18 protein-coding genes and 1 other annotated feature are annotated in these 15,862 nt (G+C 55.3%); of the genes, 16 read left to right on the top strand and 2 right to left on the bottom strand.

The annotated features are described in order from the left end of the window. Positions 1-182: 182 nt before the first annotated feature. Positions 183-1,601: a glutamine synthetase family protein gene (locus tag QLG08_RS02225; protein WP_181134497.1), complete on the bottom strand. Its 1,419-nt coding sequence runs from the start codon at positions 1,599-1,601 to the stop codon at positions 183-185. A gap of 209 nt (positions 1,602-1,810) precedes the next feature. Here QLG08_RS02225 and puuD point away from each other — a divergent pair, with 209 nt between their 5' ends. The 3 genes from puuD to QLG08_RS02210 are packed head-to-tail and all read left to right on the top strand — an operon-like array spanning position 1,811 to position 4,431. Continuing rightward, positions 1,811-2,572 (top strand): gamma-glutamyl-gamma-aminobutyrate hydrolase, encoded by a 762-nt coding sequence (gene puuD / locus QLG08_RS02220; RefSeq protein ID WP_013026342.1) that lies wholly within the window; start codon positions 1,811-1,813, stop codon positions 2,570-2,572. After that, positions 2,569-3,126, top strand: coding sequence for an HTH-type transcriptional regulator PuuR (gene puuR / locus QLG08_RS02215; protein ID WP_013026343.1), 558 nt, complete (start codon positions 2,569-2,571; stop codon positions 3,124-3,126). The genes puuD and puuR overlap by 4 nt, the downstream gene beginning before the upstream one ends. Positions 3,127-3,153: 27 nt before the next feature. Further along, entirely contained in the window at positions 3,154-4,431 is a 1,278-nt protein-coding gene (locus QLG08_RS02210; protein WP_013026344.1) for an FAD-binding oxidoreductase, read from the top strand. Between the two features lie 33 nt (positions 4,432-4,464). On the opposite strand, the gene QLG08_RS02205 is transcribed toward QLG08_RS02210, so the two are convergent. Beyond that, on the bottom strand, positions 4,465-5,292 hold the full coding sequence (locus QLG08_RS02205; protein WP_013026345.1) for an SDR family oxidoreductase: 828 nt from the start codon (positions 5,290-5,292) through the stop codon (positions 4,465-4,467). A 179-nt stretch (positions 5,293-5,471) separates the two neighbouring features. Here QLG08_RS02205 and hisL point away from each other — a divergent pair, with 179 nt between their 5' ends. From hisL to QLG08_RS02140, 13 genes are all read left to right on the top strand, one after another. After that, a complete protein-coding gene (gene hisL / locus QLG08_RS02200) occupies positions 5,472-5,519 on the top strand; it encodes a his operon leader peptide (protein ID WP_100396937.1) in 48 nt (15 codons plus the stop codon). Beyond that, positions 5,495-5,615 (top strand) — a sequence feature (His leader region). It overlaps the preceding gene by 25 nt. A 52-nt stretch (positions 5,616-5,667) precedes the next feature. Continuing rightward, positions 5,668-6,567, top strand: a complete 900-nt coding sequence (hisG, locus tag QLG08_RS02195; protein WP_013026346.1) for an ATP phosphoribosyltransferase — start codon at positions 5,668-5,670, stop codon at positions 6,565-6,567. Positions 6,568-6,570: 3 nt separating this feature from the next. After that, on the top strand, positions 6,571-7,878 hold the full coding sequence (gene hisD, locus QLG08_RS02190; RefSeq protein WP_013026347.1) for a histidinol dehydrogenase: 1,308 nt from the start codon (positions 6,571-6,573) through the stop codon (positions 7,876-7,878). Further along, the gene (gene hisC, locus QLG08_RS02185) at positions 7,875-8,945 is read left to right on the top strand and encodes a histidinol-phosphate transaminase (RefSeq protein ID WP_013026348.1); all 1,071 of its coding nucleotides are present in this window, start codon (positions 7,875-7,877) and stop codon (positions 8,943-8,945) included. The genes hisD and hisC overlap by 4 nt, the downstream gene beginning before the upstream one ends. A 2-nt stretch (positions 8,946-8,947) precedes the next feature. Continuing rightward, positions 8,948-10,015, top strand: a complete 1,068-nt coding sequence (gene hisB, locus QLG08_RS02180; protein ID WP_014594058.1) for a bifunctional histidinol-phosphatase/imidazoleglycerol-phosphate dehydratase HisB — start codon at positions 8,948-8,950, stop codon at positions 10,013-10,015. Continuing rightward, positions 10,015-10,605, top strand: a complete 591-nt coding sequence (hisH, locus tag QLG08_RS02175; protein ID WP_014594059.1) for an imidazole glycerol phosphate synthase subunit HisH — start codon at positions 10,015-10,017, stop codon at positions 10,603-10,605. Before hisB ends, hisH begins: the two co-directional genes overlap by 1 nt. Then, positions 10,605-11,342, top strand: coding sequence for a 1-(5-phosphoribosyl)-5-[(5-phosphoribosylamino)methylideneamino]imidazole-4-carboxamide isomerase (gene hisA / locus QLG08_RS02170; RefSeq protein ID WP_014594060.1), 738 nt, complete (start codon positions 10,605-10,607; stop codon positions 11,340-11,342). Before hisH ends, hisA begins: the two co-directional genes overlap by 1 nt. After that, entirely contained in the window at positions 11,324-12,100 is a 777-nt protein-coding gene (hisF, locus tag QLG08_RS02165) for an imidazole glycerol phosphate synthase subunit HisF (RefSeq protein WP_013026353.1), read from the top strand. Before hisA ends, hisF begins: the two co-directional genes overlap by 19 nt. Then, the gene (gene hisIE, locus QLG08_RS02160; protein ID WP_013026354.1) at positions 12,094-12,705 is read left to right on the top strand and encodes a bifunctional phosphoribosyl-AMP cyclohydrolase/phosphoribosyl-ATP diphosphatase HisIE; all 612 of its coding nucleotides are present in this window, start codon (positions 12,094-12,096) and stop codon (positions 12,703-12,705) included. The genes hisF and hisIE overlap by 7 nt, the downstream gene beginning before the upstream one ends. Before the next feature lie 113 nt (positions 12,706-12,818). Continuing rightward, positions 12,819-14,135, top strand: a complete 1,317-nt coding sequence (locus QLG08_RS02155; protein WP_014605470.1) for a HipA domain-containing protein — start codon at positions 12,819-12,821, stop codon at positions 14,133-14,135. Further along, positions 14,132-14,467: a helix-turn-helix domain-containing protein gene (locus QLG08_RS02150; RefSeq protein ID WP_014594063.1), complete on the top strand. Its 336-nt coding sequence runs from the start codon at positions 14,132-14,134 to the stop codon at positions 14,465-14,467. Before QLG08_RS02155 ends, QLG08_RS02150 begins: the two co-directional genes overlap by 4 nt. Further along, entirely contained in the window at positions 14,454-14,930 is a 477-nt protein-coding gene (locus QLG08_RS02145; protein ID WP_014605469.1) for a YbaK/prolyl-tRNA synthetase associated domain-containing protein, read from the top strand. Before QLG08_RS02150 ends, QLG08_RS02145 begins: the two co-directional genes overlap by 14 nt. A 66-nt stretch (positions 14,931-14,996) precedes the next feature. After that, positions 14,997-15,794 carry an ABC transporter substrate-binding protein gene (locus tag QLG08_RS02140; protein ID WP_014605468.1) on the top strand — a complete coding sequence of 266 codons (798 nt, stop codon included), beginning with the start codon at positions 14,997-14,999 and terminating at the stop codon, positions 15,792-15,794. Positions 15,795-15,862 lie beyond the last annotated feature (68 nt).

Genomic DNA, 15,862 nt, shown 5'->3' with positions numbered 1-15,862 from the left:
GTTTATCTATCCGGGTACGCGCCCGGCCTCGTTTGTGTCAGTGAAAATTCACTCTGTTGTAACATGCAAAAAAATAACCGACGCGGTGAGCGTCGGTTATGTTCTGAATTTGCAGGAGGCGTATTTTGCCCCAACCCAACGCATTATTTCAAGACGTTGTCGCAGAGAATGCAAAAAATTAATCAGGCATTCTTTAACATCCAGTCGATTTCTGTGGCAGTGATTAACCTTTCAAACTGCATTAGCTCATAATTTTTACAGCTAAACCACACTTTGGCAAATTTCTCACCCAGTAATTTTTGTAAAGGATAGCTGCTTTCAAACTCGGTAAGGGCATCACTTTGACGGATGGGTAACGCTAACCCTTCCGCCTCGTGACCATTGCCTTTAACCGGCTGCGGCAAAGGCAGTTGCGTATCCAGACCGTGCAACATGCCAGCTAAAATCGCGGACATCACCAGATAGGGGTTAGCATCCGCTCCCGCCACTCGATACTCGATTCGGCGGCTTTCAAGATCCCCACAGGGAATGCGCAACGCCACCGTGCGGTTGTTATGGCCCCACGAGGCCTGCAACGGCACGTACGCCTCCGGGACAAAACGGCGGAAGGCATTGACGTTAGGGGCTAGCAACGCCATGGAGGCCGGCATTAAATCGATCATACCGGCCAGGGTTCGCTTCAGCAGCGGAGAGTCGCTGCCGTCGTCGCAGGCAAAGGCGTTGTGATCGGCCGCGTCCAGCATACTGATGTGTACGTGCATCCCACTGCCCGCATAGTCTTCATAGGGCTTCGCCATAAAGGTAGCGGTCATACCGTGATTCTCAGCCACCTGCCGGATAAGGCGCTTAAGCTGAATGGCATGATCGCAGGCGCTCAGGACATCCCGGGTGTGATGCAGGTTAATTTCAAACTGCCCCGGTGACGCTTCCGCCAGCGCGCCGTCGGCAGGAATGCCCTGCAGGCGGGCCAGGGTATCGATATCCCGTAAGACTTCAGAGAAGTGATCAAGATTGTCCAGGGAATAGACCTGGCTCTGCATATTGCGATCGTCGCTGCCCGGTGCGCAGGGCGGCTGAATAAAACCTTCCGCGTCGCGCTTTTTATCGACCAGATAGAACTCCAGCTCTACCGCTACCACCGGAAACAGTCCACGGTTACGCAGCTGTTGCCACAGCCGGTTCAGGACATTTCGGGGTTCAACGTCAAAGGGAGTGCCATCTTGGTTGCACATGGTTAGCAGCAGTTGTGCAATGTGTTGCGGATCGGCGGCGGAGGGAACGAGCGTGCCGGGAACAGGAAGGCAAAGATTATCGGGCTCACCGAGGGATTGTCCCAGTCCGGCCTCTTCAACGGTGTTGCCAAGAATATCCATGGCAAAGACCGAGGCGGGAAAGTAGCAGCCCTTTTCCAGCTTAGCCAGCGCGGAGACGGGAATACGCTTACCGCGAAAAACACCATTTAAATCATTAAGTAAAATATCAACGTACTGGGTTTCAGGGTGGCGCTCCAGCCAGTTTTTAACCTCTTGCTGGAACGCGCTGGTTCGTCTCTCTTCACTGTGCAACGTGAAGTCTTCTACTTCTACCAGGTTAGTCATGATTTCATCCGCCTTTAACCACAAAATGGGAGTGCGTAATGCTCAAAAAAACCGCCACACCTCTAACATAGCGCTAACACAAAAAGTGTGCAAATGTAACAAATCTGTTTGAAGATCCGGCAGTGGGTTGCTAGATTGACAAAATATTGCACACTTAACCATCAGATATGCCCTTTTCGTCAAATATTTCGAACAGCTGTTGAGGGGGAAAGATGGGCATTATTTTTGACAAGCCGTTGATCGGCGTAGTGATGTGTCAGACGCATCATCACGGGCATCCGGTTCAGTCGGTGCACAATAAATATCTTGATGCCGTCGTTACCGCCGGTGGCGTGCCGCTTGCGCTGCCTCATCAGCTTATGGCTGCCCCTCATCTATCAGAAAACGCTATGGCTGCGCTGGACGGAATTTTACTGACCGGCAGCCCCAGCAACCTTGAACCCTGGCTGTATGGTGAAGCAGGCGAAGAACCCGACGCGGATGTCGGACGGGACAGGCTGGCCTTTAATCTGATCACACACGCCGTGGGTAAGCAACTCCCGCTCTTTGGCATCTGCCGCGGCATGCAGGAGCTGGTGGTAGCCAACGGCGGCGCACTTTACCGTCATCTTAATCAGCATCCACAGTTTCAGCGCCATCACGACGATGACGCTGCCCCGCTGTCGCAACAGTACGCACCTGCCCATGATGTGAATATTGAACCCGGAGGGCTACTGGCCGCGCTGCTCGGCCCGGCGCCGTTAATCGTGAATTCCGTTCATCATCAGGGGATACGCGAAACCGGGCCACAGCTGCGCATTGAAGCCCGGGCGCCAGATGGCCTGATTGAGGCGGTCAGCCTCAGCCGGCATCCTTTTGCGTTGGCAGTACAGTGGCATCCCGAGTGGCAGTTGAAACCCGCAACGCCGTCCTTTGCGCTGTTTAACGGCTTTATTCAGGCCGCGCGTCATTATCAACGGGAAAAGCAGCAATGAATGATGCGAATCAGGCTCCCGGACGTCGGCTGTCGCAAATTCGCCAGGCGATGGGATTATCTCAACGGCGCGTCGCTGAACTGGCTGGCCTGACGCACAGTGCCATCAGCACCATTGAGCAGGACAAGGTCAGCCCGGCGGTCAGCACGCTACAAAAACTGTTGAAAGTTTATGGTCTGTCGCTGTCGGAATTTTTCTCCGAACCTCACAGCCAGGATGCGCCCAACGTGGTTGTCCGGCCCGAGGATCTGCTGGAGATCGGCAGCCGGGGCGTTTCACTGAAGCTGATTGATAACGGCACCCCAAAGCGCGCCCTGGGCATGCTGCTGGAGACCTATCTTCCCGGTGCCAGTACCGGGGAAAAACTGCACCACGCGGGCGAAGAAACCGGTACGCTGCTGGAAGGTCAGATCGTTCTGGAGATAAACGGCCAGCAATTTCACCTGTCTGCCGGTGAGAGTTACGTCATTGATACCGGCCTGCCGCACAGCTTTACCAACCTTGCCGATGTGCCCTGCCGCATCGTCAGTGCCCATACGCCCGCCAATTTTTGATGGGGGCCGTCTGCCAAGGAGCTAAATATGAATTATGTGGAAAATTACTACACCGCAACAATGAATCCACATGCGCCCTGGCCAGTATTACAGGAAAGCATTCAGTGTGACGTCTGCATTATCGGCGCGGGCTTTACTGGCCTGTCAGCCGGTTTGTTTTTAACCGAGGCGGGCTATGATGTGGTACTGCTTGAAGCCGCACGGGTCGGTTTTGGTGCCAGCGGTCGCAACGGCGGACAGGCAGTGAACTCCTACAGCCGGGATGTAGATGTGATTGAACAGCGTTATGGCAAAGACACCGCGAAAATGCTGGGCAGCATGATGTTTGAAGGCGGGGATATTATCCGCGATCGTATCGATCGTTATGCGATCGCCTGCGACTACCGCCCGGGTGGCATTTTTGCCGCCTTTAATTCTCGTCAGATGGCGCATCTGGCGAAACAAAAAGCGGCCTGGGCGCGCTATGGCAATCATGAGCTGGAACTGCTGGACGAACGGGGCATTCGGCGGGAAGTCGCGACAGAACGCTATGTCGGCGGATTACTCGACAAACGTGGTGCGCATCTGCATCCACTGAATCTGGCGCTGGGCGAAGCCGAAGCGATTCGTCGTCACGGCGGACGCATTTATGAGCATTCTGCTGCGTTAAGCGTTGACTATGGTGCGCCAAACCGGGTGAAAACAGCACAAGGTGAAGTGCGTGCCACTTTTCTGATCTTCGCGGGTAACGCCTATTTACCTTCGGAGCTGGAACCACGCCTGAGCCGGAAAAGCATGCCGTGCGGCTCGCAGATTATCGCGACCGAACCGCTGTCACGGGATCGGGCGCTTGCGCTGTTACCCAATAACTATTCGGTCGAGGACTGTAACTATCTGCTGGATTATTTCCGCCTGACCGCAGATAACCGCCTGCTATACGGCGGCGGCGTCGTTTACGGCGCGCGGGAACCTGGCGACGTGGAGAAAATGATCCGTCCCAAGATGCTGCGCACCTTTCCGCAGTTGCACAACGTAAAAATTGATTTCGCCTGGAGCGGCAATTTTTTGCTGACGCTGTCGCGCATGCCGCAGTTTGGTCGGCTGGAAAACAACGTTTATTTTATGCAGGGCGACAGCGGTCACGGCGTCACCTGTACTCACCTTTCCGGCAAGCTTATCAGCGAAGTGCTGCGCGGCGATGCGGAGCGCTTCGACGCCTTTGCGAAGCTTCCGCATCTGCCCTTCCCTGGCGGACGGCGGTTTAAAGTGCCACTGACGGCGATGGGCGCCGCATGGTATGCGCTGCGCGACAGGCTCGGCGTGTAAATACCGGGTTGCGCGTGCAGGGCAGCGCCAGCGTTATTCCAGCGGCATTTTTTGGGGATCGTCGTAGCGGTACTCAAAACCCAGCTCATGACAGATACGCGAACCGTCTATCAGCTTACCGCTGTCGTCACTCGCCTCGGCGGCGAAAGTCGGCGGCGTCATACCGAGCTGGCGTGACACGCCGGGATAAAAGTGCGCGCGGGACGGATGTTTCAGAGAGCACAGGTTAAAGGTCCGGCCGCCCCTGGGCGTTTGCAGCAGCAGCATGATCGCTTCCACCACATCATCAAGGTGAACCAGATTGACCCCGTGGGAACCGTTGGGTAGCGCCTGCTTACCGGCCAAAAAACGTCCCGGATGACGCTTAGGCCCCACCAGCCCCGCCAGACGCAGAACATCCACGCTGGTACCGGGCAGATCGTGCAGCCAGTTTTCCAGATCCACCAGCGTTTTGCCCGCTGTGGTTTCCGGCTGCAGCAGGCTTTTTTCCGTTTTGATCCCCGAACTGCCGCCGTACACGGAGGTTGAGCTGGTGAAAATAATGCGCGGTACGCTATGGGCCAACGCCGTGTCTACCACGTTTTGTACCGCCTGAACGTAGGCGTCCCCGCCCTCTGCCGTGCGACTGGCGGGTAAGGTAACGACCAGGGCGTCAACGTCGAACAGCACATCCAGATCTTCAGCATCGCAGATAAGGTCGGGCGTCAGTTCCAGTTGAAACGCGTCTAACCCGCAGCGACGCGCGGCTTCAACGCCATCCGGCGTGGTTTTGCTGCCGGTCACCTGCCAGCCTCGGGCGCTCAACGCCATGGCTAACGGCATGCCTAGCCAACCCAGTCCTACTATTGCGACCTTTTTCATGTTGTCTCCTGCTGCAGACTCAAAGATTCTCCCATCTTAAGCTCCCCCTGAGTTGCAAACCAGTTCAAAGTGTTTCGGCGCTTTGCGAATATCAACATTAAAAAAGAGTTGCCAATTTCAACTATCTTCGTTAGGTTAATTCCACACAAATGAATAAGATTTCATTAATCGAGAATTTTATGACACGCGTTCAGTTCAACCATCATCACCACCATCACCCTGACTAGTCTTTCAGGCGATGTGTGCTGGAAGACGTCTAGGATCTTCCAGTGGTGCGAACGCAAGAGAACCCCCGGAAGATCGTCTTCCGGGGGTTTTTTTATGGGCTGACGCAAATCAATCATTCAGGACAGGTCAATCAAGGGGACAGGAACGATGTTAGACAATAGCCGTTTACGCATAGCTATGCAGAAATCAGGTCGATTAAGCGATGATTCACGCGAGCTCCTGGCGCGCTGTGGTATCAAAATTAATCTTCAGCAACAGCGTCTGATCGCCTTTGCGGAAAATATGCCTATTGATATCCTGCGGGTGCGCGATGACGATATTCCGGGACTGGTGATGGACGGCGTAGTGGATCTGGGCATTATCGGCGAGAACGTGCTGGAAGAAGAGATGCTGGACCGCCGCGCGCAGGGCGAAGACCCGCGTTACTTCACGCTACGTCGCCTGGATTTTGGCGGCTGCCGCCTGTCGCTGGCAATGCCGGTTGATGACGAATATACCGGCCCACAGTGCCTGAATAACGCCCGTATCGCCACCTCCTATCCTCACCTGTTAAAGCAGTACCTCGACAAGCAAGGCATCAATTTTAAATCCTGTTTATTAAACGGCTCGGTCGAAGTGGCCCCGCGTGCCGGTCTGGCCGACGCCATCTGTGATCTGGTGTCCACCGGCGCGACGCTGGAAGCGAACGGCCTGCGCGAAGTCGAAGTCATCTATCGCTCGAAAGCCGTGTTGATTCAGCGCGACGGCGAGATGCCAGCGGCCAAGCAGGAGCTGATTGATAAAATGATGACCCGTATTCAGGGCGTGATTAAAGCGCGAGAATCCAAATACATCATGCTGCACGCGCCGAGTGAGCGTCTGGAAGACGTGATCAGCCTGTTGCCTGGCGCCGAGCGCCCTACCGTTCTGCCGCTGGCGGGCGATGTCAGCCGCGTGGCGATGCACATGGTAAGCAGTGAAACGCTGTTCTGGGAAACCATGGAAAAACTCAAAGCGCTGGGTGCCAGTTCAATTCTGGTGTTGCCAATCGAAAAAATGCTGGAGTAAACGATGAGCAGAATCATGACGCCCGTGAACTGGGAAGCCTGCAGCAGCGAGGCGCAGCAGGCGCTGTTGGCACGCCCTGCGCTCGCCTCGTCTGAGAGCATCAGCCAGATCGTGCGCGATGTGTTGGTCAGAGTGAAAGAGGAAGGCGATGCGGCTTTACGAGAATTCAGCGCGCGCTTTGACAAGGTTGAAACAGACGACCTGCGCGTTACGCCACAGCAGATGCAGGCGGCCAGCGATCGCCTTGGTGACGAGCTGAAACAGGCGATGGCCGTGGCCATTGGCAATATTGAAACCTTTCACCGTGCGCAGATCCTGCCGCCGGTGGATGTGGAAACGCAGCCCGGCGTGCGCTGTCAGCAAATTACGCGCCCGATGAAATCGGTGGGCTTGTATATTCCGGGCGGTTCTGCCCCGCTGTTTTCTACCGTTCTGATGCTGGCTACCCCGGCGCGGATTGCGGGCTGTGGTCGCGTGGTGCTGTGCTCGCCCCCGCCGATTGCTGATGAAATTCTCTACGCGGCCAAACTTTGCGGTGTGGAAGAAGTGTTCCAGGTGGGTGGATCACAGGCGATTGCCGCCCTGGCCTTTGGCACCGAAAGCATCCCTAAGGTAGATAAAATTTTTGGTCCGGGCAACGCGTGGGTTACCGAAGCCAAACGTCAGGTCAGCCAGTGCCTTGATGGCGCGGCGATTGATATGCCCGCTGGCCCGTCGGAAGTGCTGGTGATTGCCGATGAAGGTGCCACACCGGCCTTCGTTGCCTCTGATCTGCTGTCGCAGGCGGAACACGGCCCTGACTCGCAGGTGATTTTACTGACGCCTTCGCTGGCGCTGGCCGAGCGCGTCGCCGAGGCGGTGGAGGATCAGCTGGCCCAGTTGCCACGTGCGGCGACAGCCCGCCAGGCACTGGAAAGCAGCCGCCTGATCGTCGCCCGGGATATGCAGCAATGCATTGCGATCTCCAACCGCTATGGTCCGGAGCACCTGATTCTGCAAACCCGCACGCCACGGGATCTGGTGGAACAGATTACCAGCGCCGGTTCGGTTTTCCTGGGCGACTGGTCACCGGAATCCGCAGGAGATTATGCTTCGGGCACCAACCACGTGCTGCCGACCTACGGCTACACCGCGACATGCTCCAGCCTGGGCCTGGCCGACTTTCAGAAACGCATGACGGTACAGGAGCTGACGCCGCAGGGCTTCCTGAACCTGGCGGCGACCATCGAAACCCTGGCGGCCGCTGAACAGCTGCACGCCCACAAAAATGCCGTCACGTTGCGCGTTGCCGCACTCAAGGAGCAAGCATGAGTCAGGAAATTGAACAGCTGGCACGCGCCAACGTGCGTGCGCTGACGCCCTATCAGTCAGCTCGCCGCCTGGGGGGCAATGGCGATGTCTGGCTGAATGCCAACGAATTCCCGCTGCCGGTGCCCTTCGAGCTGTCGCAGCAAACCCTGAATCGCTACCCGGAGTGCCAGCCGAAACAGGTTATCACCCGCTATGCGGCCTATGCCGGGCTTACGCCAGAGCAGGTACTGGTCAGCCGTGGTGCAGATGAAGGCATTGAGCTGCTGATGCGTGCCTTCTGCGAGCCGGGCAAAGATGCCATTCTTTTCTGCCCGCCGACCTACGGCATGTACAGCGTCAGTGCCGAAACCATCGGCATTGAATACCGTACCGTTCCGGCGCGGGAAGACTGGCAGTTAAACCTGCCCGCCATCGCCGAACAGCTGGACGGCGTGAAAGTCGTCTATATGTGCAGCCCGAATAATCCCACCGGTAACCTGATCGATCAGGACGCTATCCGTCAGCTGCTGGCTATGACCGCCGGAAAAGCCCTGGTGGTGGCGGATGAAGCCTATATTGAATTCTGTCCCGAGGCGACGCTGGCGGGCTGGTTAAAGGATTACCCGCACCTGGTGATCCTGCGTACGTTATCAAAAGCCTTCGCGCTGGCGGGCCTGCGCTGTGGCTTTACGCTGGCCAATAAGACGGTTATCGATCTGCTGATGAAAGTTATTGCGCCCTATCCGCTTGCCACCCCGGTCGCCGACGTGGCAGGCCAGGCACTGAGCGAAGAAGGCATTGCCCTGATGCGTCAGCACGTAGCCGAGCTGAATGCCAATCGCAGCTGGCTGTTTGAGCAGTTACCGCGGATTCGCGCGGTCGAGCAGGTATTTCCCAGCGAAACCAACTATATTTTGGTGCGCTTTACTGACTCGCCCAGGGTATTTAAAACCTTGTGGGATCAGGGCATTATTTTGCGTGACCAAAACAAGAACCCCGGCCTTGCAGGCTGTCTGCGTATCTCTGTAGGAACCCGAACAGAGTGCGAGCGCCTGATCGCCGCGCTGCAAGCCTTATCTCTGGAGTAAGCATGAGTCAGAAGACCCTTTTTATTGACCGCGACGGCACGATTATCTCTGAACCTCCGCAGGATTTTCAGGTAGATCGGATGGATAAGCTGGCGTTCGAACCTGATGTTGTCCCCGCCTTACTGGCATTACAGGACGCGGGCTATCAGCTGGTCATGATCACCAATCAGGACGGCCTGGGCACGGACAGTTTTCCTCAGGCCGATTTTGATGGCCCGCATAATCTGATGATGCAGATTCTGGCTTCCCAGGGCATTCGCTTTAGCGATATTTTGATCTGTCCCCATAAGCCAGAAGATGACTGCGACTGCCGCAAGCCAAAAACCAAAATGGTGGAAGCCTGGCTGGCAGAGGGCGCTCTCGACACGGCTCAGAGCTATGTGATTGGCGACCGTCAGACCGATATTCAGCTGGCCGAGAATATGGGCATTCAGGGTATTCGCTATGGTGCAGAAGGTCAGGACTGGAAGGCCATTCAGCAGCAGCTGACGCAACGCGATCGTTACGCACTGGTGCAGCGCAACACCAAAGAAACCCAGGTTCGCGTTGAACTGTGGCTGGATCGCGAAGGCGGCAGCAAGATTAACACCGGTGTGGGCTTCTTTGACCACATGCTGGATCAGATTGCGGTGCACGGCGGCTTTCGCATGAATATCGAAGTGAAAGGCGATCTGTATATAGACGACCACCACACGGTTGAAGATACCGGTCTGGCGCTGGGCGAGGCATTGCTGAAAGCCCTGGGCGACAAGCGCGGCATTGGCCGTTTTGGTTTTGTGCTGCCAATGGACGAGTGCCTGGCGCGCTGCGCGCTGGATATCTCTGGTCGTCCACATATCGAATTCAAAGCCGAATTCAGCTACCAGCGCGTGGGCGATCTCAGCACGGAGATGGTGGAACATTTCTTCAGTTCGCTGTCCTACGCCATGATGAGTACCCTGCATCTCAAGACGAAAGGTAAAAACGACCATCACCGCGTAGAGAGCTTGTTCAAAGCCTTCGGCCGCACGCTGCGCCAGGCCATTCGCGTTGAGGGAAATACCCTGCCGAGCTCGAAAGGAGTGCTCTGATGAACGTGGTGATCCTGGATACGGGCTGTGCCAACCTGTCGTCGGTAAAATGGGCTGTTGAGCGTCTGGGCTACGCGCCGGAAGTCAGCCGTCATCCTGACGTGGTGCTGCGCGCCGATAAGCTGTTTTTGCCGGGCGTGGGCACCGCGCAGGCCGCGATGAACCAGCTGCAGGAGCGCGAGCTGATTGAGCTGGTCAAGGCCTGTACGCAACCGGTATTGGGTATTTGTCTGGGTATGCAACTGCTGGGCAGCCACAGTGAAGAGAACGGTGGCGTGCCGACGCTGGGCATTATCGACCATCCTGTCTCGCTGATGGATACACAGGGATTACCGCTTCCCCACATGGGCTGGAACCAGATTACCGCTCAGGCGGGCAATCATCTGTTTCGCGGCATCGACGAAGGCAGCTATTTCTATTTCGTCCACAGCTATGCCATGCCGGTGAATGCCAGCACGATTGCCCAGTGCCACTATGGCCAGGCCTTTACCGCCGCAGTGCAGAAAGATAACTTCTTTGGCGTGCAGTTCCACCCGGAACGCTCTGGCAAAGTGGGCGCACAGTTGCTGAAAAACTTCCTGGAGATGTGATGATTATCCCCGCTTTAGATTTAATCGATGGCAAGGTCGTGCGCCTCCATCAGGGTGATTATGCGCAACAGCGTGATTACGGCAGCGATCCGCTGCCCCGGTTGCAGGACTACGCCGGCCAGGGGGCAACGGTATTGCACCTTGTTGATCTGACCGGTGCCAAAGATCCGGCTAAACGCCAGATTGCCTTACTGAAGAAGTTGCTCAACGGCGTTGAGGCGGTCGTGCAGGTTGGCGGCGGTATCCGTAACCGGGATGACGTAAAAGCGTTGCTGGATGCCGGTGCCAGCCGGGTGGTGGTCGGTTCGACTGCCGTCAAACAGCCTGAGGAAGTCAAAGCCTGGTTTAACGAATTTGGTCCGGACGCCATCGTGCTGGCGCTGGACGTCCGCATCGATGCGGCGAACCGCAAAGAGGTCGCCATCAGCGGCTGGCAGGAAGCGTCCGGTATCACGCTGGAAGAGGTCATCGAACAGTTTCAGCCCGTTGGCCTGAAGCATGTTCTGTGCACAGATATTTCCCGTGACGGTACGCTCAGCGGCTCTAACGTCGACCTGTATAAAGAAGTGACCGCACGTTTTCCGCAGATCGCGTTTCAGTCTTCGGGCGGTATTGGTGAACTCAGTGATATTGCCGCCTTACGCGGTAGCGGCGTTCAGGGCGTGATTGTCGGACGTGCGCTGCTGGAAGGCAAATTTACAGTTTCGGAGGCAATAGCATGCTGGCAAAACGGATAATTCCCTGTCTTGATGTACGCGACGGTCAGGTGGTTAAGGGCGTTCAGTTTCGCAACCATGAAATTATTGGCGATATCGTGCCGCTGGCGCAGCGCTATGCGGAAGAAGGTGCCGATGAACTGGTGTTTTATGATATCACCGCCTCATCGGACGACCGCGTTGTAGACAAAAGCTGGGTTTCACGCGTGGCGGAGGTTATCGACATTCCTTTCTGTGTGGCCGGCGGCATTAAAACCCCGGAAGATGCGGCCCGGATTCTGGAGTTTGGCGCGGATAAAATCTCCATTAACTCCCCTGCTCTGGCCGATCCTTCGTTGATTACCCGCCTGGCTGACCGCTTTGGCGTGCAGTGCATTGTGGTGGGCATTGATACCTGGTTCGATGATGCCAGCGGTAAATATCACGTTAACCAGTATACGGGCGATGAATCCCGGACGCGCGTCACCCAATGGGAAACGCTGGACTGGGTACAGGAAGTGCAAAAGCTGGGCGCAGGCGAAATTGTCCTGAATATGATGAATCAGGACGGCGTACGCAACGGCTATGACCTGGTGCAGCTCAAGAAAGTCCGTGACGTGTGCAAGGTGCCGCTGATTGCTTCTGGCGGAGCCGGTACCATGGCCCACTTCCTTGAGGCCTTTGAGCAGGCCAACGTTGACGGAGCCCTTGCGGCCTCGGTGTTTCACAAACAGATTATTAATATCGGCGAGCTGAAACGCTTTCTGATCGACAACGGTGTGGAGATTCGCGCGTGTTAACTGAACAACAGCTGTCCCGGTTAGACTGGGAAAAGACCCAAGGCATGATGCCGGTTATCGTCCAGCACAACGTGTCGGGTGAAGTTCTGATGCACGGTTATATGAATCAGGATGCGCTGAATAAAACCCTGCAGGACGGTAACGTGACGTTTTTCTCACGCACCAAAAACCGCTTGTGGACCAAGGGGGAAACCTCAGGCCACTTTTTGCAGGTCGTCAGCATCACGCCGGACTGCGACAACGACACGTTGCTGGTGCTGGCGAACCCGATTGGCCCAACCTGCCACTTAGGCACCTCCAGCTGCTTCTCGCCTGCTGCACCGGACTGGACGTTCCTTTATCAGCTGGAACAACTGCTGGCCTCGCGCAAAAGTGCCGATCCAGACAGCTCTTACACCGCGAAACTCTATGCCAGCGGCACCAAGCGCATCGCGCAGAAAGTCGGTGAAGAAGGCGTGGAGACCGCACTGGCGGCGACGGTGAACGATCGCGAAGAGCTGACTAACGAAGCCTCGGATCTGATCTATCATCTGCTGGTTCTGCTGCAGGACCAGGATTTAGATCTCAGCACGATCATCAGTAATCTGCGCGCCCGTCATAAATAACGGTGCAATATACTGCTCAGAATTCCACTTTTATGCGGATTCTGAGCAGTATCCTTCTCAAAAAATTAATTAAACGCTATTATTGAGCATAATGTTGCTCAACAGGAGTTGTCATGCTCACACTCCAGCTGTTTATTAAGGGCCGCTGGCATGATGCTGCCCAGCTCAATATCCAACATCCCCACCAGGGACGTGAAAGTCCCGCTTTACTCGCCTATAACTTTGACTACGCTGTTGAATATCTTGATCGGAATGATTATGCCAGCTGCAGTCTGAATTACCCGGTCATGCTTATTGGCAGCTATGCGGCTCGTCCGTGGTTTACCTTTCTGGATGACATTATGCCTGCAGGTGCCAGTAGACGTTACTGGATTCAGCAGCTTGGGTTACAGGGAAAGTCTGCCGCTGAGCAGGATTTCTGGTTGCTGAAATCTGGCACAATTGCACCAGTGGGAAACCAGCGCATCAAAGAGTCGATACCCGCGTTACCCGCGCAAAGTCAGCTACGTGACCGACGTTTTCCGTCTGAATGGGCCATCGAACGTGACAGTGATTTTCTGGCGTACGCTCAGCAAATGGGTGCAGCCAGCGGTGGAGCGACCGGGGCTGGCGGTGAAGCGCCAAAACTCTTATTGCGCTATACGCCACAGGATGAGGTATGGATAGATACTTGGCAGGATGATGTACACAATCAGGATGTGCATTATCTGGTGAAGTATCCGCGCGGTGCGCGCAGCGCGATCGATTGCGACATACTTCGCGCCGAATACCACTACTATCATGAATTAGCGTCGATGGGTTTCGACACCATTCCCTGTGAAAAAATGAAGTTGTGTGAAGGTAGCCGTTATCCTTCCTTATGGTTACCCCGCTTTGATGTGTCTTACATCGCGGGCGAAAAAGTGATGTATGGTCTGGAATCTGTCTATTCAATAATGCGAAAACCGCCAGGCAGCTATCTCAATCATTTTGAGGTAATTAGCACGCTGATTACACACCTTAATCCTGACAGACGCGCGCAAGAGGCGTTCGTCATTGAGTGGGTAAAACGTGACATGCTGAATATTGCGTTTGGCAATTCTGATAATCATGGTCGTAACAGCGCGATTCTGAAAAAGGATACCGGCATGTGGCTTGCACCCATCTATGATTTTGCGCCGATGAAAGCGGATCCTGAAGGCGTGGTACGCACGACGCAATGGGGGGCGCCTTTTGAGGAGGGGGGACAATATCAATGGCAACAGATTGCTGCCGCATTGGATGACCTGGTGCCATCGGACAGATTACTGGCTGAGCTGGCCGTACTGGCCCGACAGCTTATCGGACTCAAAGAGCGTCTGCTTCAGCGAGGTATACCAGCATCAATTCTGACTATGCCGGCTCTTGGCTTTGATTATCTGGATCAGCGTATTGAAGGCTGGCAACTATGAAGAAAACGCTGTCACCGTTTGAACGTGAGGCAATGCTGCTAAACCTTCTTCAGCAGTTTCTTGAAGAAAAATTGTCACAGGGTGAACTCCTGATGCAGCTTCGCAAAAACGTGCTGGGATTTTCACAGGAACGCTATGCAGCGCTGGCAGGGATTAGCCGCCGGACACTATCAGATATCGAGCAGGACAGAGAAAATACGACCCTGAGTACGCTCAACCGGGCCTTAAGACCGCTGGGTCTGAAAACTGGCGTGCTACCGCGTCAACCACATATGCTGCAGACGCTGATGCTGCAACTCACTGCTCAGGAAGAGAACCGTGACTACTCATGAAAAATTAATTGCCCTACTCGACCAAAATCGCGCACGTTATCGCCTGATGCAGCACGAAGCGACCGGCAAATGTGAAGCGGTGGCAACGATTCGTGGCACGGAAATCGGTCAGGGTGCAAAGGCGTTGGTGTGCCATGTGAAAGGCAATGGGATCAAACAGCATGTTCTGGCGGTACTGCCCGCCGACCAGCAGGCCGATCTCAGTAAAGTGGCCTTAGCGGTGGGAGGACGTCGGGCATCCCTTGCCTCGCCTGCGGAGGTCGATGCGCTGACGGGCTGTGTATTTGGTGCGATTCCCCCGTTTAGCTTTCATCCTGATTTACTGCCGATAGTCGATCCGCTGCTGTTTGAACGTTACGATGAGATTGCGTTTAATGCGGGCGTGCTGGACCACTCAGTGATCCTGAACATCAAGGATTACCGTGCACTTTGTGGGGCTAACACTGTGAAAATCATCCTCTAATTGCCATCATCCCGGTCGAAAGGTACTCTGCGTAATACAACATTACGACAACAGAAGATCTGAACTATGGCAACGAAAACCCTCAAAATTCGCCTGCGCGCTGCGCTTGCACTGGCCGTGCTTGCTGGTTGCGCATTCGGCGCACAGGCAAAAATCGAACAGGTCCGCTTCGCCGTCGATCCCACCTATCCGCCTTTCGAATCAAAAACCCCGCAGGGCAAACTGGTAGGGTTCGATATCGACTTAGGCAACGCCCTGTGTGCACAAATGCAGGCGAAGTGCGTGTGGGTGGAAAGTCAGTTCGACGGCATGATCCCGGCACTTAAAGCCCGTAAATTCGATGCCATCCTGTCTGACATGGGCATTACAGAAGAGCGTTTGAAGCAAATAGACTTTACCCAGCCGCTTTACGATACCCACGCTCAGCTTATCGCACGCAAAGGGTCTGGCCTGTTACCGACGCCAGAGTCGCTGAAAGGGAAAACGGTGGGTGTTGAACAGGGCACTGTGCAGGAACGTTATGCCCGCGCAAAATGGCAGCCGCATGGCGTGACTGTGGTGCCTTACGGCGATCAGGCTCAGGTGGAAAGCGATTTAGTGGCCGGACGCCTTGACGCGGTCTTTACCGACGCGGCGCAGGCCGCCAATGGTTTTCTGAAACAGCCGCAGGGCAAAGATTTTGCGCTGGCAGGCCCGATTGTTCAGGATCCGATTATTGGACCGGGCACGGCGATTGGTCTGCGTAAAGGGGATGCCGAGCTGAAGACCGCGCTGGATACAGCCTTTGATGAAATTAAGAAAAATGGCACCTTTGATAAGATTCAGAAGCGCTATTTCTCAACCGATATTTCGATTCAGAAGTAACGTCATGGCGGGCTTTTTCGCTCTCCTGCCTGTGCAGGGCTATACTCAATGACTTTATGGGCGGCCCT

This window comes from Pantoea sp. V106_11 (assembly GCF_029967885.1).
Lineage (GTDB): Bacteria > Pseudomonadota > Gammaproteobacteria > Enterobacterales > Enterobacteriaceae > Pantoea > Pantoea ananatis.
This window is presented reverse-complemented; position numbering and strand designations above follow the sequence as displayed.